22 protein-coding genes are annotated in these 25,086 nt (G+C 59.0%); 12 read left to right on the top strand and 10 right to left on the bottom strand.

From position 1 onward, the window contains the following. The first annotated feature begins 147 nt into the window (after positions 1–147). Positions 148–1,194: a hypothetical protein gene (locus tag GWR55_RS06755; RefSeq protein WP_162401585.1), complete on the top strand. Its 1,047-nt coding sequence runs from the start codon at positions 148–150 to the stop codon at positions 1,192–1,194. 102 nt (positions 1,195–1,296) lie between these two features. Here the strand turns inward: GWR55_RS06755 and GWR55_RS06750 are convergent, their stop codons facing one another. The 7 genes from GWR55_RS06750 to GWR55_RS06720 form a co-directional block, all read right to left on the bottom strand. Beyond that, entirely contained in the window at positions 1,297–2,415 is a 1,119-nt protein-coding gene (locus GWR55_RS06750; protein WP_162401584.1) for a Gfo/Idh/MocA family protein, read from the bottom strand. Positions 2,416–2,509: 94 nt separating this feature from the next. Beyond that, the gene (locus GWR55_RS06745; RefSeq protein ID WP_238398691.1) at positions 2,510–3,850 is read right to left on the bottom strand and encodes a Gfo/Idh/MocA family protein; all 1,341 of its coding nucleotides are present in this window, start codon (positions 3,848–3,850) and stop codon (positions 2,510–2,512) included. Between the two features lie 101 nt (positions 3,851–3,951). Next, on the bottom strand, positions 3,952–5,190 hold the full coding sequence (locus GWR55_RS06740) for a NupC/NupG family nucleoside CNT transporter (protein ID WP_162401583.1): 1,239 nt from the start codon (positions 5,188–5,190) through the stop codon (positions 3,952–3,954). 81 nt (positions 5,191–5,271) lie between these two features. Next, positions 5,272–6,582, bottom strand: coding sequence for a GGDEF domain-containing protein (locus GWR55_RS06735; RefSeq protein ID WP_162401582.1), 1,311 nt, complete (start codon positions 6,580–6,582; stop codon positions 5,272–5,274). Between the two features lie 141 nt (positions 6,583–6,723). Further along, the gene (locus GWR55_RS06730; protein WP_162401581.1) at positions 6,724–7,278 is read right to left on the bottom strand and encodes a sugar O-acetyltransferase; all 555 of its coding nucleotides are present in this window, start codon (positions 7,276–7,278) and stop codon (positions 6,724–6,726) included. A gap of 12 nt (positions 7,279–7,290) precedes the next feature. After that, positions 7,291–8,685 (bottom strand): thymidine phosphorylase, encoded by a 1,395-nt coding sequence (locus GWR55_RS06725; RefSeq protein ID WP_162401580.1) that lies wholly within the window; start codon positions 8,683–8,685, stop codon positions 7,291–7,293. A gap of 20 nt (positions 8,686–8,705) precedes the next feature. Next, positions 8,706–9,140: a cytidine deaminase gene (locus GWR55_RS06720; protein ID WP_162401579.1), complete on the bottom strand. Its 435-nt coding sequence runs from the start codon at positions 9,138–9,140 to the stop codon at positions 8,706–8,708. An 81-nt stretch (positions 9,141–9,221) separates the two neighbouring features. Here GWR55_RS06720 and GWR55_RS06715 point away from each other — a divergent pair, with 81 nt between their 5' ends. Genes GWR55_RS06715 through GWR55_RS06695 form a run of 5 tightly spaced genes read left to right on the top strand, consistent with a single transcriptional unit; the run spans position 9,222 to position 14,336 of the window. Continuing rightward, complete coding sequence (locus GWR55_RS06715; RefSeq protein WP_162401578.1) at positions 9,222–11,372, top strand: chemotaxis protein CheA; 2,151 nt, start codon at positions 9,222–9,224, stop codon at positions 11,370–11,372. Further along, a complete protein-coding gene (locus tag GWR55_RS06710) occupies positions 11,369–11,887 on the top strand; it encodes a chemotaxis protein CheW (protein ID WP_162401577.1) in 519 nt (172 codons plus the stop codon). Before GWR55_RS06715 ends, GWR55_RS06710 begins: the two co-directional genes overlap by 4 nt. Next, a complete protein-coding gene (locus GWR55_RS06705; RefSeq protein ID WP_162401576.1) occupies positions 11,884–12,252 on the top strand; it encodes a response regulator in 369 nt (122 codons plus the stop codon). Before GWR55_RS06710 ends, GWR55_RS06705 begins: the two co-directional genes overlap by 4 nt. 55 nt (positions 12,253–12,307) lie before the next feature. Further along, positions 12,308–13,519: a chemotaxis response regulator protein-glutamate methylesterase gene (locus GWR55_RS06700; RefSeq protein ID WP_162401575.1), complete on the top strand. Its 1,212-nt coding sequence runs from the start codon at positions 12,308–12,310 to the stop codon at positions 13,517–13,519. Then, entirely contained in the window at positions 13,506–14,336 is an 831-nt protein-coding gene (locus GWR55_RS06695) for a protein-glutamate O-methyltransferase CheR (protein ID WP_162401574.1), read from the top strand. Before GWR55_RS06700 ends, GWR55_RS06695 begins: the two co-directional genes overlap by 14 nt. Positions 14,337–14,342: 6 nt before the next feature. On the opposite strand, the gene GWR55_RS06690 is transcribed toward GWR55_RS06695, so the two are convergent. From GWR55_RS06690 to GWR55_RS06680, 3 genes are all read right to left on the bottom strand, one after another. Then, a complete protein-coding gene (locus GWR55_RS06690; RefSeq protein ID WP_162401573.1) occupies positions 14,343–16,964 on the bottom strand; it encodes a penicillin-binding protein 1A in 2,622 nt (873 codons plus the stop codon). Positions 16,965–16,985: 21 nt separating this feature from the next. Beyond that, positions 16,986–18,785: a proline--tRNA ligase gene (locus GWR55_RS06685; protein WP_162401572.1), complete on the bottom strand. Its 1,800-nt coding sequence runs from the start codon at positions 18,783–18,785 to the stop codon at positions 16,986–16,988. Positions 18,786–18,878: 93 nt separating this feature from the next. Then, the gene (locus GWR55_RS06680) at positions 18,879–19,883 is read right to left on the bottom strand and encodes an SIS domain-containing protein (RefSeq protein WP_162401571.1); all 1,005 of its coding nucleotides are present in this window, start codon (positions 19,881–19,883) and stop codon (positions 18,879–18,881) included. A 147-nt stretch (positions 19,884–20,030) separates the two neighbouring features. Between GWR55_RS06680 and GWR55_RS06675 the strand changes: the two genes are divergently transcribed. From GWR55_RS06675 to GWR55_RS06650, 6 genes are all read left to right on the top strand, one after another. After that, positions 20,031–20,666 carry a TlpA disulfide reductase family protein gene (locus tag GWR55_RS06675; RefSeq protein WP_238398690.1) on the top strand — a complete coding sequence of 212 codons (636 nt, stop codon included), beginning with the start codon at positions 20,031–20,033 and terminating at the stop codon, positions 20,664–20,666. Then, positions 20,663–21,145, top strand: a complete 483-nt coding sequence (locus GWR55_RS06670; RefSeq protein WP_238398689.1) for a protein-disulfide reductase DsbD N-terminal domain-containing protein — start codon at positions 20,663–20,665, stop codon at positions 21,143–21,145. The genes GWR55_RS06675 and GWR55_RS06670 overlap by 4 nt, the downstream gene beginning before the upstream one ends. Positions 21,146–21,245: 100 nt before the next feature. Next, positions 21,246–22,427 (top strand): alanine transaminase, encoded by a 1,182-nt coding sequence (gene alaC / locus GWR55_RS06665; RefSeq protein WP_162401570.1) that lies wholly within the window; start codon positions 21,246–21,248, stop codon positions 22,425–22,427. 140 nt (positions 22,428–22,567) lie between these two features. Continuing rightward, positions 22,568–23,542: a glycosyltransferase family 2 protein gene (locus GWR55_RS06660; protein ID WP_162401569.1), complete on the top strand. Its 975-nt coding sequence runs from the start codon at positions 22,568–22,570 to the stop codon at positions 23,540–23,542. Positions 23,543–23,687: 145 nt separating this feature from the next. Continuing rightward, positions 23,688–24,071 carry a YegP family protein gene (locus tag GWR55_RS06655; protein WP_162401568.1) on the top strand — a complete coding sequence of 128 codons (384 nt, stop codon included), beginning with the start codon at positions 23,688–23,690 and terminating at the stop codon, positions 24,069–24,071. 32 nt (positions 24,072–24,103) lie between these two features. Continuing rightward, positions 24,104–25,075, top strand: a complete 972-nt coding sequence (locus tag GWR55_RS06650; protein WP_162401567.1) for a quinone oxidoreductase — start codon at positions 24,104–24,106, stop codon at positions 25,073–25,075. Positions 25,076–25,086 lie beyond the last annotated feature (11 nt).

Raw genomic sequence — 25,086 nt, 5'->3', positions numbered from 1 at the left:
TTACAGTGTAGCGGTACCGAGTCGGCGTTATAAATCCGGCGTATCTCCAGATTTATAACCAGCCGAAGTGGTGTTGGAGTTTGCGGTTGTGCGGCATGTTCAGGAGCCGGAACTGGACAGATACAGGCGAGCAGGGAAGAATGACCCATGGCGCGTGTGGGGATTGCGTTGTTATGGGTGAGTTTCCTCTTCTGCTTCTGCATGACTGCCGGAGCGGCGAAGCCGAATGGCGCTCGCGACAGTGACGGCGATGGACTGACGGACCGGTTGGAGGATACGTTGTTACAACAATTTCAGCCGACCTGGATGATCAGCCACGAAGACTGCTCCAAAGAGCCCGGACGGTTTCGCCTGGGGGCAGCGATTCCGACCGTCCTGGACGACGATGGCACGATCTATGGACAGGCATCTCCTTACCAGAATCGCAGAGATGAGGTCGAACTGCACTTCTATCACCTGTGGCGCCAGGACTGCGGAGAGATGGGCCATGCGCTGGATGCAGAGCACGTCTCTGTGCTGCTGCGGCGAACCTCTGATGATGGCGCCGGATCGGAGTGGACCGCGATTTACTGGTATGCTGCCGCGCACGAGGACACGGTGTGCGATGCCAGTCAGATGAGCCGGGCCTCGACCCTGGAAGCGGAAGACCATGGCGCAAAGGTGTGGATCTCGCCGGGAAAACATGCCTCTTTCCTGAACGAGGAACTATGCTCGCATGGGTGCGGCGGCGATCGCTGCACGGAGATGCATGCGATGAAGCGATCGGATGTGATCAATCTGGGTGAGTTCCGGCATCCGGCAGATGGTATGACGTGGATAGGGTCTTCGCGCTGGCCGCTTGCGGAAAAGATGCGCCGTACAGATTTTACGGAGCCGAGAGTACGCAGGATGAATCGTCTGCCGGATACCGACATCGCCTGGGCCAATCCAGCGAAACGCCCGGCACAGGCGGCGATCTATGGAGGGAATTCGGCTTTGGGCGGGATCGCCACCGGTGGCCGCAGCACGGATACTGCGCTGGTTCTGGCAAACGACAGCACGGGGAGAGCGCTGGGCAAGGCCCAGGATCGCACCGGGGATGCGTTGAAGAAGAGCTGGAACAACGTCATCAAGGCTGTGGGAGGGGCTGCGAAAGCAACCGGACAGGCGATTGAAGGAAAGAGCGAGCGAGAGGGTGACCGGTCGCACCAATGAGCCATATTTCGGCGTCTTTACAAGCATCTGTCACGAAATGGATTTAAAGAGTGAGGCCGGACAGAAATGTCCGGCCTCATGGAGATTTCTTGCAGGAAAAGATTATTGCGGAAGCGACTTGAGCTCGACCGTCCGCCCGGTTTTTGCAGACGTCCGTGCGGCGTCGAGAATCTGCATGACGATCATGTTGGTGTCGAGCGAGGAGAGATCGCCCGTGGGTTTGATCTGCCCATGCAGGACAGCTGCGAGATAAGCCAGCGAGTCCCGCTGTTCTGCAGGCAGCATGGGGGCGCTCTTCTGAGATTCTGTCTTTTCTCCCTTATAACGGGTGCGAACTCCATCCGGGCCGACAGTGATCAGGTAGCCGGTAGCTCCGTAGACCTCCATGTCCTTCCGCGCGAACGGCCAGTTCCACGAGGGCATCAGGACGGTTTGCGCGCCGGGGTAATGCAGGATGACGGTCGCCTCATCATCGACTTTGGGGTAGATATTGGGCTTGTCGGTCTGGGTCACTGCCGTGACCGAGGCCGGAGCTTTGCCATGCATCAGAACGGTCGAGAGATCTGCGCCGTAGCAGCCGAAGTCAAAGAGAGCTCCAGCGCCGTTCTGGACCGGATCGGTGAGCCAGGGCAGCCACTCCGGCCCGACCCCAATCTCCTTGGGCCCTTCATGACCATCGTGAACGACGATTCTGCGCAACGTTCCCAACTTCCCGGCATCCGCCTCATGAATCGCTTCGGTATTGGAGCGGTACCAGGTGGTCTCGTAGTTCACCAGCACGTTGACGTGGTGCTCCCGTGCAGCGCGGCGAATAGCGAGCGCGTCCTCCATGGTGGTGGTGAGCGGCTTTTCGACCATGGAGCTGATGTTGTGGCGTGCTGCTGCCTCGATCACGCGCCGATGGTCCTGAATGGTGGTGTAGACGAGCACAGCATCAGGATGTTTCGATGTCAGGGTCTTCTCAAGATCGGTGGAGAAGAGAGACTGGTCGAGGTGATACTCGGTGGCGTATTGATGCGCCAGGGCGGTGTTCGGCTCAACAATACCGACGAGCTGTGCAGCAGGATTGTTCGGCAAGGCGTGCAGAAAGCCTTTGACGTGCCCGTGAACAAGACCCACGATCACTACCTTTATAGGGGTGTTCGCCGGCTTTGATTGTGCGAAGGACGGAAGGGGAGCGATCAGGGCGCAGAGAGTTGCAAGGATGCGGAGATTTTTCATCGTTCTCTTTCACTTCGGACTGGTCGAATCTCACGGAGTGATCGCGAGATTCGCCGCCCGCACTATGGATGATGGATCTTTGATGACGCGGCCATCAGCCGAGCTTCATGGTCTCGGGATCCCACTTGATGACGGACCCCTTGTCGTAGCTGAGATTGCTGAGGAGCGCCGCGCCGGCTGCGCGGAAGCCGAAGGTAGCGTCTTCTACGGGCTGTTTGCGGGTACGTACGGATGAAAAGAAGTTACGGAAGTGATCGACGCTATCGGAGTAGCCCTTGGGTGCGGAGAACTTCTCGATTGCGGTGTAGGTCGAACCTTGCGGCGGAGTCGTCGGATACTTCTGGTGATACTTCTCCAGATACTCTTTCTGCATCTCGTTCGTGAAGGTGGAGACGGTGTAGCCGGGCTCCTTCTCGCGCGGAACGCGAGTGACGGTCACGGTCTGACCGGCGATCTCCATCGTGCCCTCGGAGCCGGTGAAGAGGAAGCCCTCGCTCTCCGCTCCTCCATTGACGAAGTTCACACGCAGGCTGAGATTGAAGCCCTGGGGATAATCGAAGAGAGCCAGAAGGACGTCAGGCGCATTGCGGCCGTCCTTCCAGAAGCGGATGCCTCCGGTCGCCATAGCGCGAGTCGGTCCGTGTGCTCCGGTGATGAAATGCGTTCCGCTGAAGAGGTGCACGAACAGATCGCCGGCGACGCCGGAGCCGTAGTCGCTCCACTTGCGCCACTGGAAGAAGTGCTCGGGGTTCCACGGAATCTTCGGTGCTGTGCCGAGAAAGCGGGGCCAGTCGCAGGTCTGCGGGCTGGCGTCCAGCGGGATGGAGTAGTTCCAGGCTCCGATGGAGGAGTTGCGGTCCCAGCGGGCGCTGATCATATTCAACTCGCCGATGGCGCCGGATGCGAGCAGCTCCTTTGCCTTGGCGTAGGCGACCGAGCTGACGCGCTGGCTGCCGACCTGGAGGATGCGGTTGGTCGAGCGAGCCGTGGAGATGATCTCCGGGCCATCAGAGTAGAGATGGATCATGGGCTTTTCCAGATACACATCTTTGCCGGCCTTCATGGCGTCGACGGCTGCCTGCTTGTGCCAGTGGTCAGGAGTCGCAATGATGACGGCGTCGATGTCCGGCCGGGCGAGGATCTCGCGATAGTCGCGTGTGGTAAAGACATCCTGTCCCCAAACTTCCTTGCAGTGGGCCAGGCGTCCGTCGTAGCAGTCGGCGGCGGCGACCAGCTTGACGCCTGGAACCTCCAGGGCGCTGCGGGTATCGCCCTGGCCCTGGCCACCTGCTCCAATCAATGCCAGCTGAATGGTGTCGTTTGCGGACTTTGGCGCCGGGGCCTGCTGCGGTGCAGCGAGAACGTTAAGGCTGGTGGCTGCAGCAGCCATGCTGCCGACCTTCACAAAGGTTCTGCGATTCAGGGTCATGCTCATCTCGTTTCGGAGTGATTAGAAAAGCGTTTTAGCTAACGAGTTGAGGTTAGGAGATTTGAAGACCACTGTAAAGATGCAGAGGATGAAAACTGCGGTCGGGCCTATCGAATCAGCATGGAGACGATGGATGCGGAAAGGAGGTTCGCCATGGTTCCTGCCAGCATGGCGCGCAGGCCAAGCCGGGCAAGATCGTTGCGCCGGTTGGGAACCAGTGCTCCGATTCCTCCGATCTGCATTCCGATGGAGCCTATGTTGGCGAAGCCGCATAGGGCGAAGGTCGCGATGGAGAAGGTTCGCGGCGAGAGCTGCGACTTCTGCAGCCCTAGCTGCGTATATGCGACGAACTCGTTGAGCACGGCGCGCGTTCCCAGCAGGTTGCCGATCGCCGGGGCCTCGTGCCAGGGGATCCCGATCAACCAGGCAACGGGCGCGCCGATGACGCCGAGGACCGAGTTGAGCGAATGAGGAAAGGGAATGTGTCCGTGTGCCCACAGGAAATTTGAGATGCCCAGCATGATAGCGTTCATCAACCCGACCAGGGCGAGAAAGCTGATCAGCATGATGGCTACATTGAAGGCCAGTTTGCCGCCATCGATGGTGCCGCGAGCGATGGCGGCAATGAAGTTGTCGTTCTTGTGCTCTTCATTGGGCGGCATCTTCACCGTTCCGGCGGTGGCGGGTTGCTCCGTTTCCGGTACAAGCATCTTGGCCACGAGGATGGTGCCGGGCGCAGTCATGATGACCGCGGAAAGAAGATCCTGCGCGTTGATCCCGAAGCTGATATAAGCGGCCATAATTCCGCCGGAGACATGGGCCATGCCCGAGGTCATGATGGTCATCAGCTCGGAGCGGGTCGCTCCATCGAGAAAGGGGCGAATGGTAAGAGGAGCCTCGGTCTGCCCCATAAAGATGGAGGCTGCCACATTGGTCGATTCAGCGCCGCTGGTCCCCATCGTCCGCTGCATGATCCAGGCGACTACCCGGATGACCTGCTGCATGAAACCGATGTGATAGAGCAGGGCGAAGAAAGCGGAGATGAAGATGATCGTCGGCAGCACGGCGAAGGCGAAGATCGCCAGCGGGCTCCCCGGCGTGCCCAGAGGCCCGAAGACCATGGAGGAGCCATCGACGGCGTGAGAAAGAAGCCCGGTAACGGCACTGCTGGCCGTGTGGAGAATCGTCTGCCCGAAGCTCCACTTGATGACCAGGAATGCGAAGACAATCTGGAGCCCGAGCCCCCAGGCGACAGTGCGCCAGCGGATCGCGCGGCGGTCGTACGAAAAAACGTAAGCAAGCCCGAGGAAGACGATGAGTCCTAAAAGTCCGGTGAATCGATGCAAAGAGGTGGCTCTCCTGCCGGTAGCCGCAAAGGTCCGATGGGATGAGTGTAAAGGCTGGTAAGGCTTGAGAACCAGTGGGTTTTAGAAGCGTCCCGAAGCCGTCCTGCCGCGGAAACGTCCGCTGGCGGTGAGCGAAGGCACACTGTCCAGCCGGATATGACGCAGGGGCGTTCGCGCCTGCTTGAGCGAATACATGCGCAGGTCGGCGATGCGAAGCAGGCGCGTGGCGTCGTCGGCGTCGTCCGGATAAAGCGCGATGCCGATGGACGCGGAGACGCTTAGCCTCTGGTCATCAAAGACGAAGGGGATCTCCGTGGCGTCGCGGATGATTTCCTGCAGGCGCTCGATCGATCCGAAGTGACCCGGATCACAGGCCACCAGCGTGAACTCATCGCCACCCAGACGCGCGATCGACTCGAAGCTCTTTGCATGCTCGCGCAGGCTGCTGGCGACGTGCCGGAGCAACTGGTCGCCTGCATGATGGCCATGCGTATCGTTGATCTGCTTGAAGCCGTCGAGGTCAAGCATAAAGAGCGCCAGGGTGGAATGCGAACGGCGGCACCGCTCCAAGGCGGTTGCGAGATGATCTTCAAACGAGCGCCGGTTCGACAGTCCTGTCAGTTCATCATGCAGAGCCAGCCAGCGGTTGCAAGAGACCTGCTCTTCCAGCATGACCAGGATCATGCCGATGGAGATGAGCGACTTCTGCATGTTCCATAGGTGCGAGGCGATATCGGCATAGGTGCGATAGGTCACGATGAACGGGTGCAAGAAGAAGAAAAATGTCCAGATGAAAAATCCCGTGACGATGGCCAGCCGTCCCGTGCTGTTTCGCGGCAGCTTGCGATAGAAGTTTGCAGTGGCGATGGAATACACCACGCAGAGGCTCCAATAGACAGCGTCGCGGTACCGGTTATGGGAGACCAGGTATCCGATGCCCAGCCATCCGCAGGCAATCAGGATTGCGACCAGCACACTGCGGCGGATGGCCAGCGCGGAGATGCTTCCAATCAGCAATCCCAGCACCACCCATGGCAGAAAGGCATTCCTGGTAAAGAGGTGCATCCCGTAGCTCGCGCACATACCCAGCAGGGGGATGGAATTGAGAAGAAGGAAATGAAAGCTTCTTCTGTCGGAGATGGCGTAGTTTCCGGATGCCCAGACGAAGACGATCCCAGCCAGAAGGTAGCAGACGATGACGGTCGTATGAAGGACGGTGATGGGCAGACCGCCCGGAGCGTAAAAAATATGGGCGGTGGATTCGATCAGTGTGAAGAAAAGTCCAAGGAGCCATAGGTTCGCCTGCCGATGGTCATGGCGGCGGCGAAGCAACACCAGGATGACGATCAGGATCGCCAGAGCTGAAAGATCGGGAAGAAAAGCGTAGTTCATCAGGTCCGTGCCTTTGTGCAGGCTCTTTGTTATCAATGCCGGGGCCCGGGTGCCTGCTGATGGAATTGCGTCTTCGGATGTGATTATCCGTCAAGTCCGCAGGAAAAGGCAGCAATTTGTTCCGTTAATGGGCACATGAATCTAACCCTTGATCCGCGCAGGGTTGCCTACTGCCTTCGCTCCGGCAGGCACGTCGCGGGTGACGATGGAGCCTGCCCCGATCACAGCATCGTCGCCAATCGTGACTCCGGGAAGGATGATGGCGCCTCCTCCGATCCATACATTGGCTCCAATGTGAACAGGTCTTCCATTCTCGAGATCGTCTTTTCGCAACTCGGGATCCAGGGGATGATCTGCGGCATAAATCTGTACCGAGGGACCAATCTGTGTGCGATCGCCGATCGTGATGTGAGTCACATCCAGAAGAACGCAGTTAAAGTTGAGAAAGACATTCCGCCCCAGATGAATGTTGTAACCATAGTCCACGAAGAAAGGGGGCCGGATCACAGAGTCTGCTCCGACAGAACCGAGAAGCTCCTGGAGTTGGACAAAGTGCTTTGCCGGTTCGTGAAGAGTCGTGTTGTAGCGGTATTGCAGAGCTGCGGCGCGAGCGCGGTCGGCCATCAGGACCGGATCTCCGGCGTTATACAACTCGCCATCCAGCATCTTCTGCTTTTCGGATTTGGAGGGAGTCATGCAATGTCTCCTTTATTTCTGCCGCTGAATCGACTCAGTTGATACGACTTCCCGCACCAGTGGTAAGAGTTTTGGCGGCGTTTGCCCAATGGAAAGGGCCGCGCGAAGCATCTGCTCCGGTTCTTCGAGCAGGGCCTCGTCTTCGCTGAAGAGCGTAAAGAGCGCCTGTCCCCGCTCGATCCGGGAGCCAAGCTTCACGTGGGATTCGATACCAGCGTGAGCGCTTACAGGATCTCCTGGTTTCGTTCGCCCTGCTCCAAGGCGCTGAACCGCCCACCCAGCCTGTTTGCAGTTCATGGACGACAGATAGCCAGTCTGCTCTGCCTTAAGGACGCGCTTTGCCGCCGGCTTGTGATGCGCTGCGGGATCTTCGAAGACCGAGATGTCGCCCCCCTGGGCCTGAACGATCCTGAGCCAGGCCTTGTAGGCATCGCCTGAGCGCAGGATGCTGTCGGCCATTTCCGACCCCGCCTCGGGTGAGGGTGCGCGGCCAGCGAGATGAAGCATCCATCCGGCGAGGATATTCGAAAGCTCGATCAGGTCGGCGGACATGGGATGCCACCTCCCCTGCATGATATCGACACACTCCCAGACCTCGACCCAGTTACCGGAGAAGCGGCCCAGAGGCTCGTCCATGCCGGTGAGAAGGGCGACCGTGTGGGTTCCGGCGGCCTCGCCTGTCTCCACCATCAACGTTGCGAGCTGTTGCGATCTCTCGTAGGTCGGCATGAAGGCCCCCGAGCCGACCTTAACATCGAGAACGAGAGCGTTGAGTGACTCGGCGAGCTTCTTGCTCATAATGCTGGCCGTGATCAGGAACGGCGACTCTACCGTGCCGGTGTGGTCGCGCAGAGCATAAAGAGTGCGGTCGGCGGGAACGATTCGCGGTGTTTGGCCGATCAGTGCTGCTCCACAGATGCGCAGCGTCTCGGCAAGCTGCTTCAGATCAATCTGGCTGTTGAAACCTGGAATGGTCTCCAGTTTGTCGAGCGTGCCCCCGGTGTGGCCAAGCGATCGTCCGCTGATCATCGGCACGCAGATTCCGGGCACACCCTCATCCGTGAGGTGCGCAAGACCGGCTGCGGCAAGGATGGGCGCAATCAGCAGGGAGGTCTTGTCGCCCACGCCTCCGGTCGAATGCTTGTCGACCATAAAGGTCTTCAGCGGAGCAGCATCGAAGACATCGCCTGACGATCGCATCGCCGAAGTCAGGGTGGCCAGCTCGCGGCTGTCGAGCCCTTGCAGAAAAATCGCCATCAGCAGCGCCGCGATCTGAGCATCGGTGACAAGCTGGCAGTCCGGTGTACGTTCGACAATCGCGCGGATGAAGCCGCGGATCTCTTCGTCGCTCAAAGCAAGGCCGTCGCGTTTATGCAGGATGACGTCAATGGGATGGAATGCATTCATAAAAAAACAGCGGTCCTGGCCTAGCGGCCCTCAAGCAGAAAGGCATGCGGTAGCAGATCGGTGATGGTGGATCGTATCTCCGAATCGTCAGTGGCAGGAAAGAACACCTCTGTCCGGGGTGAGCCAAACTCAAGGATTGTCTGGCGGCAACCACCGCAGGGCGGGCTCGCCGTGTGATTCAGGTTCACGATCATCACGGCACGGAGACGCGCTGTTGAGCCTTGCAGGGCAACGGCTGCGGCGATGGCTGACTGCTCGGCGCATGTGGTCAGGCGGAAGGAGGCGTTCTCGACATTGCAGCCAGTGGTGACGGTGTCGTCGTCCAGCAGGACAGCTGCCCCCACGCGGAATCCACTGTAGGGAGCATAGGCCTTCGTTGCGGCGGCGAGCGCACGCTGACGAAGGTCGTCGATCTGTGCAGGGGAGAGAGCCGCCGGTGCTTCATTTTGAGACATGGGAAGAGGCTATCGGGGGCCGCACGCGGTGACAAGTCGCTTCTCACTAATGGTTTGGTACCGGCTCCCGATAAGAGAGGTGTGGACGACCTTACACAGGAATTTATCGCTGAAAGCCAGGATGGTCTGGACCGCATGGAGCGGTGTCTGACCGAGCTTGAGACCCGGCCGCAGGACAGCCAGCAACTGGTGGCGGAGATCTTTCGCGCGGTCCATACCATCAAGGGCACGACCGGATTTCTGGGATTCGGCCGGCTGGAGAAGCTGGCGCACGCGGGCGAACACCTGCTGGGCTCGCTGCGGGACGGACGCTTGCCGGTCACCGAGGAGCTGATCAGCGGCCTGCTTCGGCTGCTCGACGGCCTGCGCGCCATCCTCAATCTGATTGAAGAGACGGGCAGCGAAGGCAGCCGCGCAGGGGATGAGGATAGCGCCCTGATCGCAGAACTGGCGATGCTGAATGGAGAGGAAGCGCCATCGCAGCTCGCAGAGAAGCCGGCTCCTGTCGTTCCGATCAAAGTCGCGGAAGAAGCTCCGTCACCTGCTTCGCTAGAGGCGGGGAGCGCCGCTGCAAACACGCAGACGTCAGGATCGTCCAGCGGTGACAAGACGCTTCGCATCGATGTCGAGGTGCTGAACCGGATGATGAATCTGGTGGGTGAGCTGGTGCTGACCCGCAACCAGATGTTGCAGAGCGGCGTCGAATCCACGAACTTCCCGGAGCTTGCTCGCCGGCTGGATAGCGTGACCGCCGATCTTCGGGAGACCGTGATGCAGGCGCGCATGCAGCCGGTAGGCAATCTCTTTGGCAAGTTTCCACGCATGGTGCGCGATCTGGCGCGCACCTGCGGGCGTGAGGTGCGGATTGAGTTCTCCGGCCAGGAGACCGGGCTTGATAAAAGCCTGCTCGAAGCCATCAAAGATCCTCTGACCCATGCGGTTCGCAACGCCGTCGATCATGGAATTGAATCGCCTGCCGATCGCGTTCTTGCAGGGAAGTCGGCGGAAGGCTGCCTTCGCCTCAGGGCATTTCATCAAAGCGGTTCCGTTGTCATTGAAGTCTCCGACGATGGCGCGGGAATCGCAATGGAGCGCGTGCTGGCCAAGGCGGTTGAGCGCGGCCTGGTGGTTCCTGAGCAGGCAAAGGAGATGACCGAGCGCGAGGCGCTGCAACTGATCTTCCTTCCTGGGTTTTCCACTGCCGCTGCGGTTACCACGGTGTCAGGCCGCGGCGTCGGCATGGATGTAGTGCGGGCGAACGTCGAAAAGGTTGGCGGAAGCGTCGAGCTGGAATCGAAGGTGGGTGTAGGAACCACGCTGCGCCTGAGGGTTCCCCTGACGCTTGCTATCGTTCCGGCGCTGGTCGTCAGGAGCGGAGGACAGAGCTTCGCTCTTCCACAGACGGCGCTGGTCGAGCTGGTCTACATCCCCGCGCGGGATCGGGAAAAGGTCGTTGAGCGAGTTGGAGCTTCGGAGGTCTATCGTCTGCGTGAGCGCCTTCTGCCCATGGTGTGGCTTGACCGTCTGCTCAGCCTGAAGAATGAGACCGAGGCGCACGGATTCTATATGGCTGTACTCGAGGCCGAAGGATGCCGCTACGGCCTGGTGGTGGACGATCTGCTTGCTCCTGAAGAGATCGTCGTCAAGCCATTGTCTGCGGTGCTGCGTGAGATCGGGTTGTTCTCCGGAGCCACGGTGCTGGGCAACGGCACTCTGGCGCTGATCCTCGATATTGCGGCGACCGCCGCGCGTGCCGGGGTGAAGCCGGTCATGGAAGAGCAGGAACAAGAGGCCGTTGAGGTCAGGCAGGATGAGGCATCTTTTCTGGTCTTCGAAGATCGCGCCCGTGAGAGGACGGCGCTTCCGCTAGGCGTAGTGGAACGAATCGAAAGCGTGCCGATCAGCAGAGTCGAGTATGCAAGCGGCCGCGCTTTACTGCAATATCGCGGTGAGCTGCTCCAGCTTCGCGACGACGGCAATGTTCTCGAAGACATGGACGGGCTCCAGGATGAAGAGGCCTCGGTGACGATCCTGATCTGTGGCGATCCGCAGACGAAGTCCGGCCGTATGGGAATCGTGGTCCGCAAGGTCCTCGATGTCTCCGACGGAAACATGCTTGAGAAGGATGCAGCCAACGGAGAGATGGACCTGGCGCTCGTCAATGAGCGGTTGACGACTATCTTCCGCGGCTTTGCGGGTGAGGTTGGCAAAAGCTGGAGGGAGGTCGCATGAAGATCGTCGCACAGGATTCTCAGGAGTTGAGTGAAGAGGCAGAGAGCGCATCTCTTTGTTCGATGTTTGCCGGGGAGGAGACCTTTGGGATCGATACTGGCAAGATTCGCGAGGTGCTGGGCAAGCGAGAGCTGGAACGGGTACCGATGGCGCCTGCTTTTGTCGCCGGCGTTGTGCCGTATCGCGGTGATGTGCTGACGACGGTCAGCTTTCGGGCACTGCTCGGACTCCCCGAAAATACGGAGACCGGCTGCGTGCTGGTGCTCGATGACGATAGTGGAGGCCAGGAGCGTTTTGGACTGATGGTCGACGGCGTAGGCGGGGTCGTCACCGTGCAGCAGAAGATGCTGGAAGCCAATCCCTGCACACTCGATGCGAAGTGCAAGTGGCTCTTCGATGGAGCCTACAAGATGGAAAACGGTCTGCTGATTCAGCTGGATCCACAGAAGCTGCGGCCCTCTCGCCTGGCGGAGACCGGCATGTTTCGCAACGGCGGCGGAGGAGAAAACGCATGAGGGCTTTGATCGTCGATGATTCAAGTTTTATTCGCGAGTATCTCTGCAAACTGCTTGGCCGCATGGGCATCGCCTGCGCCGAGGCTGTAGACGGCTCGGACGCTCTTGCCGTGCTGGAATCCCAGACAGGCTTCGACTTGATGCTGTTAGATCTGAACATGCCCGTCATGAATGGACTGGAGTGCGTAAAGGCGCTTCGCAAGGCGAGGCTCCACCCCGACATGAAGGTCATGATGGTGACGACCGAGGCCGACAATCACTTCATCGCAAAGGCTCTGGACAACGGCGCAGACGAATTTCTGATGAAGCCATTCACCCAGGAAAGCCTGCGTGAAAAGATGATGCTGCTTGGCTTCGCCGCCTGAACCATAAATCAGAGTGATCAGCAGACCGCCGCGTGCGGAAGAAGGGGACGGAGAGATGGGGATCTTTGCAGCGCAGCCCCTGCGCGTTCTTGCGGCCGATGACTCTGCCGTGATGCGCGGGATTCTGAGGACGCTGTTTGAGCGTCATGCCAGCCATACGCGGGCGGAGCTGTCGTCTATGGAGCTGGTGGGGGTCGCGCGGGATGGCGTCGAGTGCCTGCAGGAGATCACCCGCCTCGCTCCCGATGTGCTGATTCTCGATCTTGAGATGCCGAGGATGAACGGACTCGACGTTCTCGACCGGCTTCGTCATACTAAACCTCGACTTCCCGTAATCATGTGCAGCTCGCACACCGAGAGAGGTGCAAGGGCTACCTTCGACGCCTTGGCGCGAGGGGCCGCCGACTACGTGATGAAGCCCGCGGGCCAGCGTGACCTTGAGAGCGCACTCAGCTCGCTGGCAGAGCAGCTTCTGCCGCGCATCGTTGCCTTTGGCGCAGAGAGACGCCGTCCCTCCTCTGCTCTTGCGCCTCCAGTCATATCGAGAAGCACTTCTGTTGCGATTCCCCAGAGCAGAGGCGAAGGGATGGCCAATGCCCCGGTTGAAGTGCTGGTGATTGGAGTCTCGACCGGCGGACCGAATGCGCTGGAGCAGCTTCTGCCTCGTCTCTCCCAGGATCTTCCCGTTCCCGCACTGATCGTCCAACACATGCCAAAGCTCTTTACAAGCGTGCTTGCGGAACGCCTGAATCGCTGCTGCCCGTTGAAAGTGGTAGAGGCCTACCAGGGTGCTCCGCTCCAGCCCGGCGTGGTATGGCTTGCACCGGGTGACATGCACATGGAGGTGACCCTCCGGCCCAGTGGCTCCGAAGCATCCTCTGCAGCACAGGTAAAGCTGCACTCGCACGAGCCTCTGCACCACTGTCGTCCAGCAGTGGATTATCTCTTCCTTTCGGCGGCGCGTCTCTATGGCGCGGGTGCTCTAGCGGTGGTGTTGACCGGCATGGGGTCCGATGGTCTGGATGGCGCGCGCGCCGTTTACGATCGCGGCGGCGCGATACTTGCCCAGGATGAAGCCAGCTCGGCTGTCTGGGGTATGCCGGGCCGTGTAGCCGAAGCGGGAATCGCCGCAGCCGTTCTGCCGCTGGATGGGCTGGCCCGTGAGATCAACCAGAGAGTCGGTGCCGGTCGTTCAGGAAAGGCCGGGATGCGCTCCAGTTCATCGACCGCCACCCGGCAACGCGAGGTACCTCATGGCCTGTACTGAATCCGATTACGCCTATCTTCGCGAGCTTGTCCTGAAACAGTCTGCCAACCTGATCGATCCCTCGCGGAACTCGCTCTTCGATGCAAAGCTGATCCCAGTGGTTCGAAGGGCCGGCATGTCCAATCTGCACGAGTTCGTAAGGCTGCTTCAATCGGAGCGCCCCACGCATCTGCATCGCGCCGTGGCAGAGGCCATGACCATCAACGAGACGAGCTTCTTTCGTGATGTAAAGACATTCAACCTGCTTCGGGAGAACATTCTGCCAGCGCTGGTGGAACGCCGTCGGAGCGCAAGGAGACTTCGCATCTGGAGTGCCGCAAGCTCGACCGGACAGGAAGCCTACAGTATCGCGATGCTGCTGGCGGAGCATTTTCCCGAGACAGCCTATTGGGATGTGAAGATCCTGGGCACCGACATCTCCCAGCGTGTGGTTGAGTATGCGATGGCCGGAAGATACCGCCGGCTCGAGGTGAATCGAGGGCTGCCGGCCAGGATGCTGCTTAAATACATGACCCGACACGAGGAAGAGTGGCAGATAAGCCCTCGTCTACGCGCCATGTGCGACTTTCAGCAGGTCAACCTCTGCGGCCCTCTGCCATCGCTTCCTATATGCGATCTTGTCCTGCTGCGCAATGTTCTCCTCTATTTTTCGCAGCAGGATCGTGGACACGTCTTTCGCGCAATTCATCGTCTGACCGCAACGGATGGGTATCTGTTTCTGGGTAATGCGGAACAGGCGGAAGAATCCACCCACCACTTCCAGGCTGAGTTCTCTGGCGATACTTTCTTCTATCGTCCCGTTTCAAATGGCTGGTGAGGCGATTTACCGAGGAGGCTCCTGACCTTTGTCCTTCTTATCCTTATCGCCTCCGCCTCCAAAGAGCTTCTGAAAAAAGTTTCTCTTCTTCTTCGGCTCTTCGGGTTTTGCGGTCTGCTCCGCGGACGAAGCGCTGTTAGCGGGCTTCGCAGCGGAAGGATGTGCAGGAAGAGGGACAGCGGTATTTGCGGGCGATGTCGCAGGAGCAGGTGTATAGGGCGAGACCGTTTCGTTGTGCCCTCCCACCCCGAAGAGCTTCTGGAAGAAGTTCTGCGGATTGTCGTGCATCTGCGAGCAGCTGCCCGTAGGAGCAGTGCCATCCAGGAACGCCGCATTCATAGTGTGCACACTGCAGGTCGGATCAGCCAGCAGTCCCGAATCGCGATCGACCTTCACGATCGTAATTCCATCCGGAGGAGCGAACGGCTTTACGTCGGAGTACTGCGGCAGCTTGATCGCCCGCTTCATGAACTCCGCCCAGATCGGAGCGGCGGCGTCGGCTCCCTGAACCTTGATATCGGTGTAGTCGTCGTTGCCTACCCAGACAACGCAGAGCAGGGTAGAGGTATACCCGGCGAACCACGCATCATGCTCGGTTCCGGTCTTGCCCGCTGCCGGTGCGCTAAATCCGCGAGCGCGCACTGCCGCGCCGGTTCCAAAGTTCATTACGCCTTCCATCAGCGACTGCGTCAGGAACGCTACCCGCGGATCGATGATCTGCTTGGCGACGGAGGAGAAATCCGACACGATATCGCCATTGGTATTGCGTACCGAGGCCAGCATCCATGGATTAATGTGGACGCCACCGTTGGCGAAGATTGTGTACGCTCCCGCCATATCGATCGGCGTAGCGTTATAGGTCCCGATTGCCATCGACGGAGTCGGACGTGCATTGACGATTCCGGCGGAGCGGGCAAGTGCAGCCACATTGCCGTAGCCGACCTTCTGAGCGAGCGCAATGGTTGCGATGTTGAGAGAGTGCGCCAGGGCATCGGCAGCCGTCACCATGCCCGGATACTCACCTTTTACGAAATTGCCTGGAATATACGGTTTGCCGTTGTCCCCGAAGTCCTGTGGGTCGTCATTGATCTTGCTGACCGCGGTGAATGGGCCATTGTCATCAAGGTTGGTGCCGTTGAGCGAAGTGTTGAATGCCGAGGCAAAGACGAACGGCTTGAAGATCGATCCCGTAGGCCGCTGGGCGATTGCGTGATTCAACTGTGAGGCGGAGTAATTGCGGCCACCCACCAAAGCCAGAATCTGGCCCGTGTGTGGGTTCAGAGCCACCAGGGCAACCTGCGGATAGGTGATCGGGCCCGAGTCTTTTCTGCGGGCGTACCGCTTGCGTACGAGCTCGTCGACATTCTTCATGCCAACCTCGACGGCCTCTGAGGCGGCCCTTTGCAGGTCCGGATCAAGCGACGTGTAAATTCGGAGACTCTGGTGAGCGAGATCCTGATCGCTGATACGCTTCACCAACTGCTCATGCACCAGATCGACGAAATAAGGTGCCTGCCTTGCCTCGATATTTGGCGGAGCAAGGTGCAGGGGCTCGGCCTTGGCCCGTGTGGCCTCCGAGGCCGTGATCGCCCCGGTCTCCACCATCGAATCAAGCACCACGTTGCGTCGCGCGATAGCGCGTTGCGGGTGGCGGTAGGGGTTGCGATAACTGGGATTCTGCAGAAGACCCGCAAGCATGGCGCACTCTGCCGTATCGAGCTGCCCCAGGTTCTTGCCAAAAAAAGCCCGGGAAGCTTCGCCAAACCCATTGATATCGTAGCTGCCGATATATCCCAGATTCATCTGGTTGGCGTACATCTCGAAGATCTGCTGCTTTGAAAAGCGCGACTCCAGCTGAAAGGTGATCAGGATCTCGATCATCTTCCGCTTCAGGTGTTTCTCCGGGGACAGGAAGAAACCGCGCGCCAGTTGCATGGTCAGCGTAGAGCCGCCGCACCGTTTCCGGCCGCTCATCAGATCTTCTACGCCGCATTTAACGATGCGCAGAAAGTTAATTCCGTTATGTTCAAAGAAGTTGCGGTCTTCAATTGCCGTTACAGCCTGTACCATGCGCGGCGGAATATCCTGATAACTGACCAACAGCCGCTTTGTGCGACGGCTATCCTCTGAGAGCGCTGTGATCAATTGAGGCTCCAGCTCATAAGCGCTCAGCGCCGCTCCATTCTCCCCCGTAATCTTCTGCACGATGCCGTTCGGAGCGCTGATCGTCGCTCCATCGGTGGTGTGATAGCTCTCGGGGCCCGGCTTGATGAAGATGCTGTCGCCGTTCAGCTGAAACGTTCCCAGCTGCGGATTGCTGTTGTAGCCGGCTTTGCGAAGTTCTGCTGCAATCTCCGAGGTCGACAGCTTCTGGCCATCGCGCACCTCGCGTGGCGTTGCATAGATCTGCGACACGTTGGCGAACAGCGGTCCCTTGGCTAAGCGGTCGTTCACTATATTTTCGTACTTAAAGTAGTAGTAGCCGAGGACGGTGAGAGCCACCAGAAAACAGCCGAGCACAAGCACCAGGCCGTATCGCACGAAGCGATTGTCCAGATGGAGTTTCTCGACGATGCTCGACTGCCTGGAGTTCGATTTATTGCTGCCGTATTTGAGTTTGACTGGCAAAGGTCGCTTTCTTTTAGACGATTAGACGGCAGAAGCCGGAAGCGGGGTTTGCAGGTTGGATGTTACCTGATCCGTTACTGCCTGCACGACCTGCTCCAGTGCAATCTCTTGCGTGTGCCGGTTCAGCCGATCGACCAGTTCCACCTTTCCTTCCGCGACTCCTCGACCGATGTTGATACGGAAAGGAATACCGATTAGATCGGCGTCCTTGAACTTCACGCCTGCACGCTCATCACGATCGTCCAGCAGAACATCCAGGCCCGCTTTTGTCAGGTCTGCAGCGACCTTCTCGCCTGCGGCCACCAGGTTTGCGTCGGCTGTGTTCGTGATGGTCACTACGATCTGGAACGGTGCAATCGCCGGATGTAAAGCAAACGCGACTCCATCGTTGGCCGTGGCAGAACTCTCAATCGCCGCCGTCAGGATGCGCTCGATCCCGATGCCATAGCTTCCCATGATCGGCGTCACCTCTTTGCCGTCGCGGTTCAGCACGGTGGCTCCCATGGACTTGGTGTACTTGTAGCCCAGCTTGAAGATGTGACCGATCTCGACCGCCTTGCCGATGCGCAGCGGAGAGCCATCCACCGGATCGGGCTCGCCCTCATTTACATTGCGAATGTCCGCCACCACCGTCGGCTTAAAGTCGCGCTCCGGCGTCACATTTCGAAGGTGATACTCCTCTTTGTTGGCGCCGGCGATCAGGTTCTTGCGTCCTTCCAGCGACTTATCCAGGATGACCAATGTGCCCGGCTTCTTTGGGTGGGGAGCGGCTTCCACGCCGATTGGACCCAGATATCCGGCCGGAGCCTTGAAGACCTCAACGATCTCCTCCGGCGTCATCGGCCGCAGCTCACCGCCTGCCAGGGCCGAGAGCTTGGTTTCATTCAAGGTGTGATCGCCCCGCAGGAAGGCCACGACCGCGCGCTGCCTGCCCAGCTTCGCGTGGTCGACTTCCGGCAGAGTCGCCATATAGGCCATCGTCTTCATCTGGTACTGCGGCTTGACCTTCAGGAATCCGCCAACCTCTTCGATGGTCCGCTGTCCCGGTGTATGCACCAGCTCCGGCTGGCCGTCTCCGGTCGGCGCGAGGTCCTCGACAGCTTCCAGGCGACTGGAAGCCTTCTCCATGTTGGCGGCATATCCTGAGACGGAGCTCGCAATCAGGTCCTCACCAGCCTCGGTGTAGACCATAAATTCCTGCGATGCCGAACCTCCCATGGCTCCCGAATCTGCCTCGACGGCCACAAACTCCAGACCACAGCGGCTGAAGATCGTGCGGTAGGCCTTGTCGTGTTTGTTGTAACTTTCGTCCAGTCCCGCTTCGTCGATGTCGAAGGAGTACGCATCTTTCATGATGAACTGGCGCACACGCAGCAGCCCCGACTTCGGACGCGGCTCATCGCGGAACTTGGTCTGAATCTGATACCAGATCTGCGGAAGCTGTTTATAGCTGCGCAGTTCGTTTCGTGCAATCGAGGTCATCACCTCTTCGTGCGTCATGCCCAGGCACAGATCGGCTCCCTTGCGGTCCTTCAGGCGGAACATGTTGTCGCCCATTACCTCCCAGCGGCCAGACTCCTCCCATATCTCGCGAGGATTCAGCGCGGGCAGCAGAAACTCCTGGCCGATCCTGTCCATCTCCTCACGGACGATGCCTATGATCTTGTTGATCGACCGATTCCCCAGGAACAGATAGCTGTAAATGCCGGCTCCAAGCTGTCGTACATAACCGGCGCGGAGCAGCAGCTTGTGGCTGGCGACCTCTGCGTCTGCCGGGGCTTCGCGAAGTGTGGGAATAAAGAGTTGTGACCAGCGGTGCATGCGTGTGAGATAACCTTCCAGGCTCAGGAGTGGACTCCCGATATATCTCTGTATTCTACCGTTCCCGAGGACCCGGCATTGCAACTTCATCGGTCATATCAGCTCAAGCGTCCAGAGATCGTGCAGGTGCAGGACGCCCTCTGCACGTCCATTCGAAGTAGTCACGATCAGCGAGGTTATCTTCTTCTCTTCCATCAGGGCCAGGGCCGAAGAGGCAAATGCGCCCGGCTCGATTGTTATCGGATCTGGGTTCATGATCTCGCCCGCGTTGTGATCCAGCGCCTTGCCTCCATCGCGCTCCAGAAGCCTTCTCAGATCGCCGTCCGAGATCATGCCAAGCAGCACCCCGTCTTTGCCGACCACCGTGGTCATTCCCAGCTTCTTGCGAGACATTTCGTAGATCACTTCGGACATGGGAGTGAGGGACAAAACCCTCGGGAGGGCATCGCCCGCATGCATCAACTCACCCACCTTTGCCAGCCGTTTGCCGAGGCGTCCTCCGGGGTGCAGTTCGGCAAAGTCTTCGGCTTTCCAGCCGCGCCTGCGGCTCACCTCGAGTGCGAGCGCATCCCCTAGCGCGAGCATTACCGTCGTTGAGGCGGTCGGGGCCAGATTGTTCGGGCAGGCCTCACACGATACGCTGGCGTCCAGAATCACATCGCTTGCCTGCGCCAGCGTCGAAGACGGATTGCCGCAGAAAGCGATCAGTTTACCCGTCATCCGCTTCAACAGGGGGAGCAGGCGCAGCAGTTCCTCCGTCTCCCCGCTGGCGGAGAGCAGCAGGACGGTATCTCCATGTGCCAGCATCCCAAGATCTCCGTGTACGGCCTCGGCGGGGTGCAGGTAATGCGCCGGTGTACCTGTGGAGCACAGTGTCGCCACAATCTTGCGTGCGATGATGCCGCTCTTGCCGATCCCGGTCAGGATCACTCGATTGCGGCCGGTAATGGCTGCGAGGACCTGGTCTACGGCCTGAGCAAAGGCCGCCTGCATAGGGCCGTCCAGGCGCATCGCCAGCTCAAGCAGAGCTCTTGCCTCGATGCGGACATACTCCGAAGGTAAGGTGTGATTCTGGGAGGTAAGCGGAGTGTCTGACATGGTTCTAAGCCTTCCCGATGCTAGCAGAGGAGCGTCTTTCTCCGGGTTCGTAACCAGCCCTGACTGCTTTCCGTCTAAACTAGTAGAAAGCGCCCGGCTTGATCGTGGAGAACTCCCCCGCGCTGTCCGGGCAGAAAAGTGGAACGGATGCGTCGAGCTTTAATTCTGGGTGTCATGGTCGTGGGAATCGCCCTGCTGCTGTGGGCGGGTTGGCATAACCTGCGTGAGCGCAAACTGGCGATGCAGAAGGCGAGGGAGAATCAGGTTGTTCTCATCCCCGACAAGGCAGGCGCAGCCGAAGGCGAGGATGACCTCGCGCCCAAGATGCGCGGGAAAAAGGCTCCGAACTTTACCCTTACGAACCTCGACGGCAAGAAGGTTTCGCTCGCCGATTACAAAGGACGCCCTGTGCTGATCAACTTCTGGGCCACCTGGTGCGGTCCCTGCAAGGTCGAGATGCCGTGGTTCGAGCAGCTTCGCAACCAGTACGCCTCCCAGGGCTTTGAGATTCTCGGACTTGCCGACGATGCAGATGCAGGCAAGGATGCCATCTCCAAGGTAGCGCAGAAGTCTGGTGTAACCTACCCTATCCTCCTGACCGATGCCGATGGTAAGGTGCAGCAGTCCTACGGCGGACTCGATGTGCTGCCGATGTCCTTCTACGTCGATCGCAACGGCGTCATCGTCGAGCAAACCGCAGGTCTTGGTTCGAAGGACATGATCGAAGCAAATATCAAGAAGACGATTGCATCCGGCACGGAAACCGGGGTGGGTGGACTGTGAGGCAAATCCTTGCGGCAGCTGTGCTGCTGCTCTCCGGTGTCCTCTACGCTCAACAGGGAAGCCTGCCCATGCCGGCCCCCAGGCCGAAACAGTATGTAACTTTTCAGGCTGATCCGCAGGAGCTGAAGACCGGAAAGAGGGAAGTGGTCGAGCTGCGCTTCCGCGTGGCCGATGGTTATCACGTCAACTCCCACACCCCGAAGTCCGAGCTGCTGATTCCTACGGCCCTGAAGCTTGAAGACGCGGCTGGGGTGAAGGTCTCCTCCGCCGAATATCCGGCTGGCAAGCTATACAGCTTCAGCTTCAATCCGTCGGAGAAGCTGGATGTCTACACCAGCGATTTCATCGTGAAGCTCCCGGTCGTAGCCCAGGCCGGAGCGCACATGGTCACTGGCACCCTTCACTACCAGGCGTGCGACAACGCGGCGTGCTACCCACCCAGAAATCTGCCGGTCCGGATAGCCGTAACTGCGAAGTAGCCGTAACTGCAAAGTAGCGCACACGAATTTCACTTCAATCGATAAATTTGCCGTCCCTTTGCGATGGCATCATGGATGGAGAGGGCAAGCGGTAAACGCAATGGAAGACTTCAGACGACTGACCAGGCTGCCGGCATACGTGTTCAACATAACGGGCGAGATGAAGGCCGCCGCCCGCAAACGGGGCGAAGACATCATCGATTTCGGTATGGGAAACCCCGACGGCGCCACCCCGAAGAATATCGTCGACAAATTGATTGAGGCGTCCCAGAAGACCCAGACCCATCGCTATTCGCTCTCGCGTGGTATCCCCCGCCTGCGCCGCGCCATCTCTAACTGGTACAAGACCCGTTACAACGTCGATATCGACCCTGAAACCGAGGCAATCGTCACCATCGGCTCCAAGGAAGGCATCGCCCATCTCTGCCTGGCCGTGCTTGACGATGACGACACGGTAGCGGTCCCGAACCCCAGCTATCCCATCCACATCTTCGGCCCGGTCATCGCGGGTTCCCGTGTGCAGAGCATCAACATCGCCGGTTCGACCTCAGACGAGGTTCTGGCGCGCCTTGAGTACGAGCTGCCGCGCATGGAGCCGCGCCCTAAACTCCTGATCCTCAACTTTCCGGCAAATCCGACTACCCAGTGCGTCGATCTGCCGTTCTTCCAGCGGATCGTGGAGCTATGCAAGGATCTCGGCATCTATATCGTCCACGATCTCGCCTATGCGGACCTGGTCTTCGACGGCTATCGCGCTCCCAGCATCCTTGAGGTTCCCGGCGCCAAGGACATCGCCGTTGAATTTTTCACACTCTCGAAGAGCTACAACATGCCTGGGTGGCGTGTCGGCTTCATGGTAGGGAATAAGACATTGGTTGCCGCGCTTGGCCGCATCAAGAGCTACTTCGACTACGGCACCTTTACGCCCATCCAGGTCGCCTCTATTCAGGCTCTTGAGGGTCCGCAGGATTGCGTTCGCGAGATCGTCGAGAACTACAAGTGCCGCCGCGACGTCCTCGTTCCCGGACTCAACAAACTCGGCTGGCCGGTCGAGCTGCCAAAGGCGACCATGTTCGCCTGGGCAAAGATCCCTGAGCAGTACCGCTCGCTCGGCTCCATCGAGTTCTCTAAAAAGCTGCTGACCGAAGCCAGGGTTGCGGTCAGTCCTGGTGTCGGCTTCGGAGAACATGGAGATGGTTACGTTCGCTTCTCCCTCATCGAAAACGAAGAGCGTACCCGACAGGCTCTGCGCGGAATCAAACAGATGTTTCGCAACGGGTGATGATGTTTTTAATCAGTGACTTGCGTGAGATTGTGCAAGTCACTATTTAGCTTTGCCCCTATTCGTGTACCACGTCTGATTCCAGATTCTGGCGTTACTATTTCGTCACTCTGGTGATGAACGGGAGTATCATCGAAGATGTGCCGAAATACTCGATCGTAGTTCCTTTCCACAACGAAGAAGACAATGTGACGACGCTCTATGACCGCCTGAAGGCTGTGATGGAGCATATCGGGGAGACCTTCGAGCTTGTCTTTGTCGACGACGGTTCCCGTGACCGTACCTATCGTCTTTTGGAAGAGATCGCTGCAGTCGATTCACGCGTACTTGTCATCAAGCTGCGACGCAACTTCGGGCAGACCTCGGCCCTCGCGGCCGGCTTCGACCACGCCCAGGGTGACTTCATTCTTGCCATGGACGGCGACCTGCAGCACTCTCCTGACGAGATACCTAACTTCCTTGGGAAGCTTGAAGAGGGCTACGACGTCGTCAGCGGATGGCGGGCACAGCGCGGAGACAACTTCGTCATGCGCCGCATCCCCTCTCGGATCGCCAACTGGCTGATGGCCACTCTCAGCGGAGTCAACATCCACGACTTCGGCACCACCTTCAAGGCCTACCGCCGCGAGGTCATCCACAATATTCCGCTCTACGGCGAGATGCACCGCTTCATCCCGGCACTTGCTTCCTGGTATGGCGCCAGCATCTGCGAGATTCCGATCTCCAACCCCAGCCGCCAGTTTGGCAAAAGCCACTACGGAATCTCCCGCACCTTCCGGGTCTTCTTCGACCTGCTGACGATCCGCTTTCTCCTCAAGTACATGACGCGCCCTTTGCACTTCTTCGGAACCATCGGCGCGATCAGCTCTTTCCTAGGCGGCGCCCTTGCAGCATGGCTGCTGGTGCTGAAGCTGGTAACCAGCCAGCATGTGATGGACATGCACGGACCGCTTTTCGTCGTCGCCGGCGTCCTGATCCTCGCCGGAGTCCAGATGATCGGTATCGGCCTGCTTGGCGAACTGCAGGTGCGGCATTTCCATACCGCATCGCACCGGGCGCCTTACGCGGTCGACCGCATCGTGCGCCTCCGCTCGGAAGAGAGTCTGCTACAGTAGCCCTCATCTCTTTCGCCAGGTTCGACAAAACTCTTTTCCTGATCTTCGCAGCAATGAGATACATTATTGGCTGTCCAGCTGGTAGCCAGGGCCCCTCCGTGGAAGCTGGATTCTGTTCTTTTTTGCAGATCAGACGGAGGAAGGCATGTCAGCCCGTTACGAGTTGAAGGCTGTACCGGGGCATCAGTTCATCTTTTATCTGAAAGCTGCTAACGGCGAAGTGATTCTTGCCAGCGAGACCTATTGCTCGAAGACCAATGCTCTTCAGGCGATCGAATCTGTCCGCAGGAGCTGTACGCTGGACAATCGTTTCGAGCGGAAACGTTCGTCTCATTCGCAGCCATTCTTCATCCTTCGCTCTGCCGATGACGAGATCCTCGGCAAAAGTGAGACCTATGCCTCCGAAGGCGCTCGCGAGAAGGGAATCAGGTCCGTGATGAAGAACGGCCCCGTCGCGAGCATCCGCGATCTAACGGGCTATCCCCCCGTCGACCTCCTTGCTGGAGTGAAACCCCTGCTATCCTCTTGAAACAAACCGACACGAGAGGCATCGAATCATCCATGCAGGCGATACAGATCTTCCAGCACGGCGGTCCAGAGGTCCTTCAGTTCACGGAGCTTCCCACGCCCACTCCCGGACCCGGACAGGCGCTCGTGCGCATTGAAGCTTCCGGAGTGAACTTCATCGATACCTACCTTCGCGAGGGCCGCTATCCTGCGCCTCTTCCGTATACCCTCGGGCAGGAAGCCGCCGGAATCATCGTTGCTCTCGGCGATGAGACCGCAGTCAGCGGCTTCAAAGTCGGCGATCGAGTCGCCTGGACCACGTACCCCGGAACCTACGCACAGCTTGCGCTTGCCCCGGTGTCGTCGCTTGTTCATGTTCCAGAGGCTGTCACGGCCCAGCAGGCCGCCGCCGCCATGTTGCAGGGGATGACCGCGCATTATCTGGCGCATTCTACCTATTCCATTCAACCCGGTGATGAGGTTCTCATCCACGCAGGCGCCGGCGGAGTTGGCCTGCTGCTGACGCAGATGGCCAAGTCTCTCGGAGCCACGGTCTTCACAACAGTATCGACGGAGGAAAAGGCCGAGCTCTCCCGGGCTGCTGGCGCCGATGATGTGATCCTCTATACCAGAGAGGACTTTGCCGATGCCATCAGGAAGCTCGCACCGTCAGGACTCCGCGTCGTCTACGACTCTGTAGGCAAGACAACATTCGACAAGTCCCTCTCGATTCTCAGTCGCCGCGGTATGCTCGTCCTCTTTGGCGCATCCAGCGGAGCGGTTCCTCCTTTCGATCTGATTCGCCTCTCGCAGACGGGTTCGCTCTACATCACCCGGCCTACCCTCAAGGACTACACCGCCACCCGTGAAGAGCTGGAGCATCGTGCCGGCGAGGTCTTCGATGCCATCGCCAAGGGCGAACTGACGCTCCGCGTGGAACACGTCTATCCGCTGGCCGACGCCGCTCATGCGCACCGTGACCTCGAGGGTCGCAAGACAACCGGCAAGCTTCTCCTCATCCCCTGATCGAAGAAACC

The sequence above is a fragment of the Edaphobacter sp. 12200R-103 genome (assembly GCF_010093025.1).
Classification (GTDB): Bacteria; Acidobacteriota; Terriglobia; order Terriglobales; family Acidobacteriaceae; genus Edaphobacter.
Note: the sequence above shows the minus strand (reverse complement) of the source record. Positions and strands in the feature narration are given on the sequence as shown.

Bases quoted from the DNA above. Each gene is read 5' to 3' on its own strand.
- GWR55_RS06755 (WP_162401585.1), top strand. From the start codon at position 148: ATGGCGCGTGTGGGGATTGCGTTGTTATGGGTGAGTTTCCTCTTCTGC.
- GWR55_RS06750 (WP_162401584.1), bottom strand. From the start codon at position 2,415: ATGAAAAATCTCCGCATCCTTGCAACTCTCTGCGCCCTGATCGCTCCC.
- GWR55_RS06745 (WP_238398691.1), bottom strand. From the start codon at position 3,850: ATGAGCATGACCCTGAATCGCAGAACCTTTGTGAAGGTCGGCAGCATG.
- GWR55_RS06735 (WP_162401582.1), bottom strand. From the start codon at position 6,582: ATGAACTACGCTTTTCTTCCCGATCTTTCAGCTCTGGCGATCCTGATC.
- GWR55_RS06730 (WP_162401581.1), bottom strand. From the start codon at position 7,278: ATGACTCCCTCCAAATCCGAAAAGCAGAAGATGCTGGATGGCGAGTTG.
- GWR55_RS06725 (WP_162401580.1), bottom strand. From the start codon at position 8,685: ATGAATGCATTCCATCCCATTGACGTCATCCTGCATAAACGCGACGGC.
- GWR55_RS06720 (WP_162401579.1), bottom strand. From the start codon at position 9,140: ATGTCTCAAAATGAAGCACCGGCGGCTCTCTCCCCTGCACAGATCGAC.
- GWR55_RS06710 (WP_162401577.1), top strand. From the start codon at position 11,369: ATGAAGATCGTCGCACAGGATTCTCAGGAGTTGAGTGAAGAGGCAGAG.
- GWR55_RS06705 (WP_162401576.1), top strand. From the start codon at position 11,884: ATGAGGGCTTTGATCGTCGATGATTCAAGTTTTATTCGCGAGTATCTC.
- GWR55_RS06700 (WP_162401575.1), top strand. From the start codon at position 12,308: ATGGGGATCTTTGCAGCGCAGCCCCTGCGCGTTCTTGCGGCCGATGAC.
- GWR55_RS06695 (WP_162401574.1), top strand. From the start codon at position 13,506: ATGGCCTGTACTGAATCCGATTACGCCTATCTTCGCGAGCTTGTCCTG.
- GWR55_RS06685 (WP_162401572.1), bottom strand. From the start codon at position 18,785: ATGCACCGCTGGTCACAACTCTTTATTCCCACACTTCGCGAAGCCCCG.
- GWR55_RS06680 (WP_162401571.1), bottom strand. From the start codon at position 19,883: ATGTCAGACACTCCGCTTACCTCCCAGAATCACACCTTACCTTCGGAG.
- GWR55_RS06675 (WP_238398690.1), top strand. From the start codon at position 20,031: ATGCGTCGAGCTTTAATTCTGGGTGTCATGGTCGTGGGAATCGCCCTG.
- alaC (WP_162401570.1), top strand. From the start codon at position 21,246: ATGGAAGACTTCAGACGACTGACCAGGCTGCCGGCATACGTGTTCAAC.
- GWR55_RS06655 (WP_162401568.1), top strand. From the start codon at position 23,688: ATGTCAGCCCGTTACGAGTTGAAGGCTGTACCGGGGCATCAGTTCATC.
- GWR55_RS06650 (WP_162401567.1), top strand. From the start codon at position 24,104: ATGCAGGCGATACAGATCTTCCAGCACGGCGGTCCAGAGGTCCTTCAG.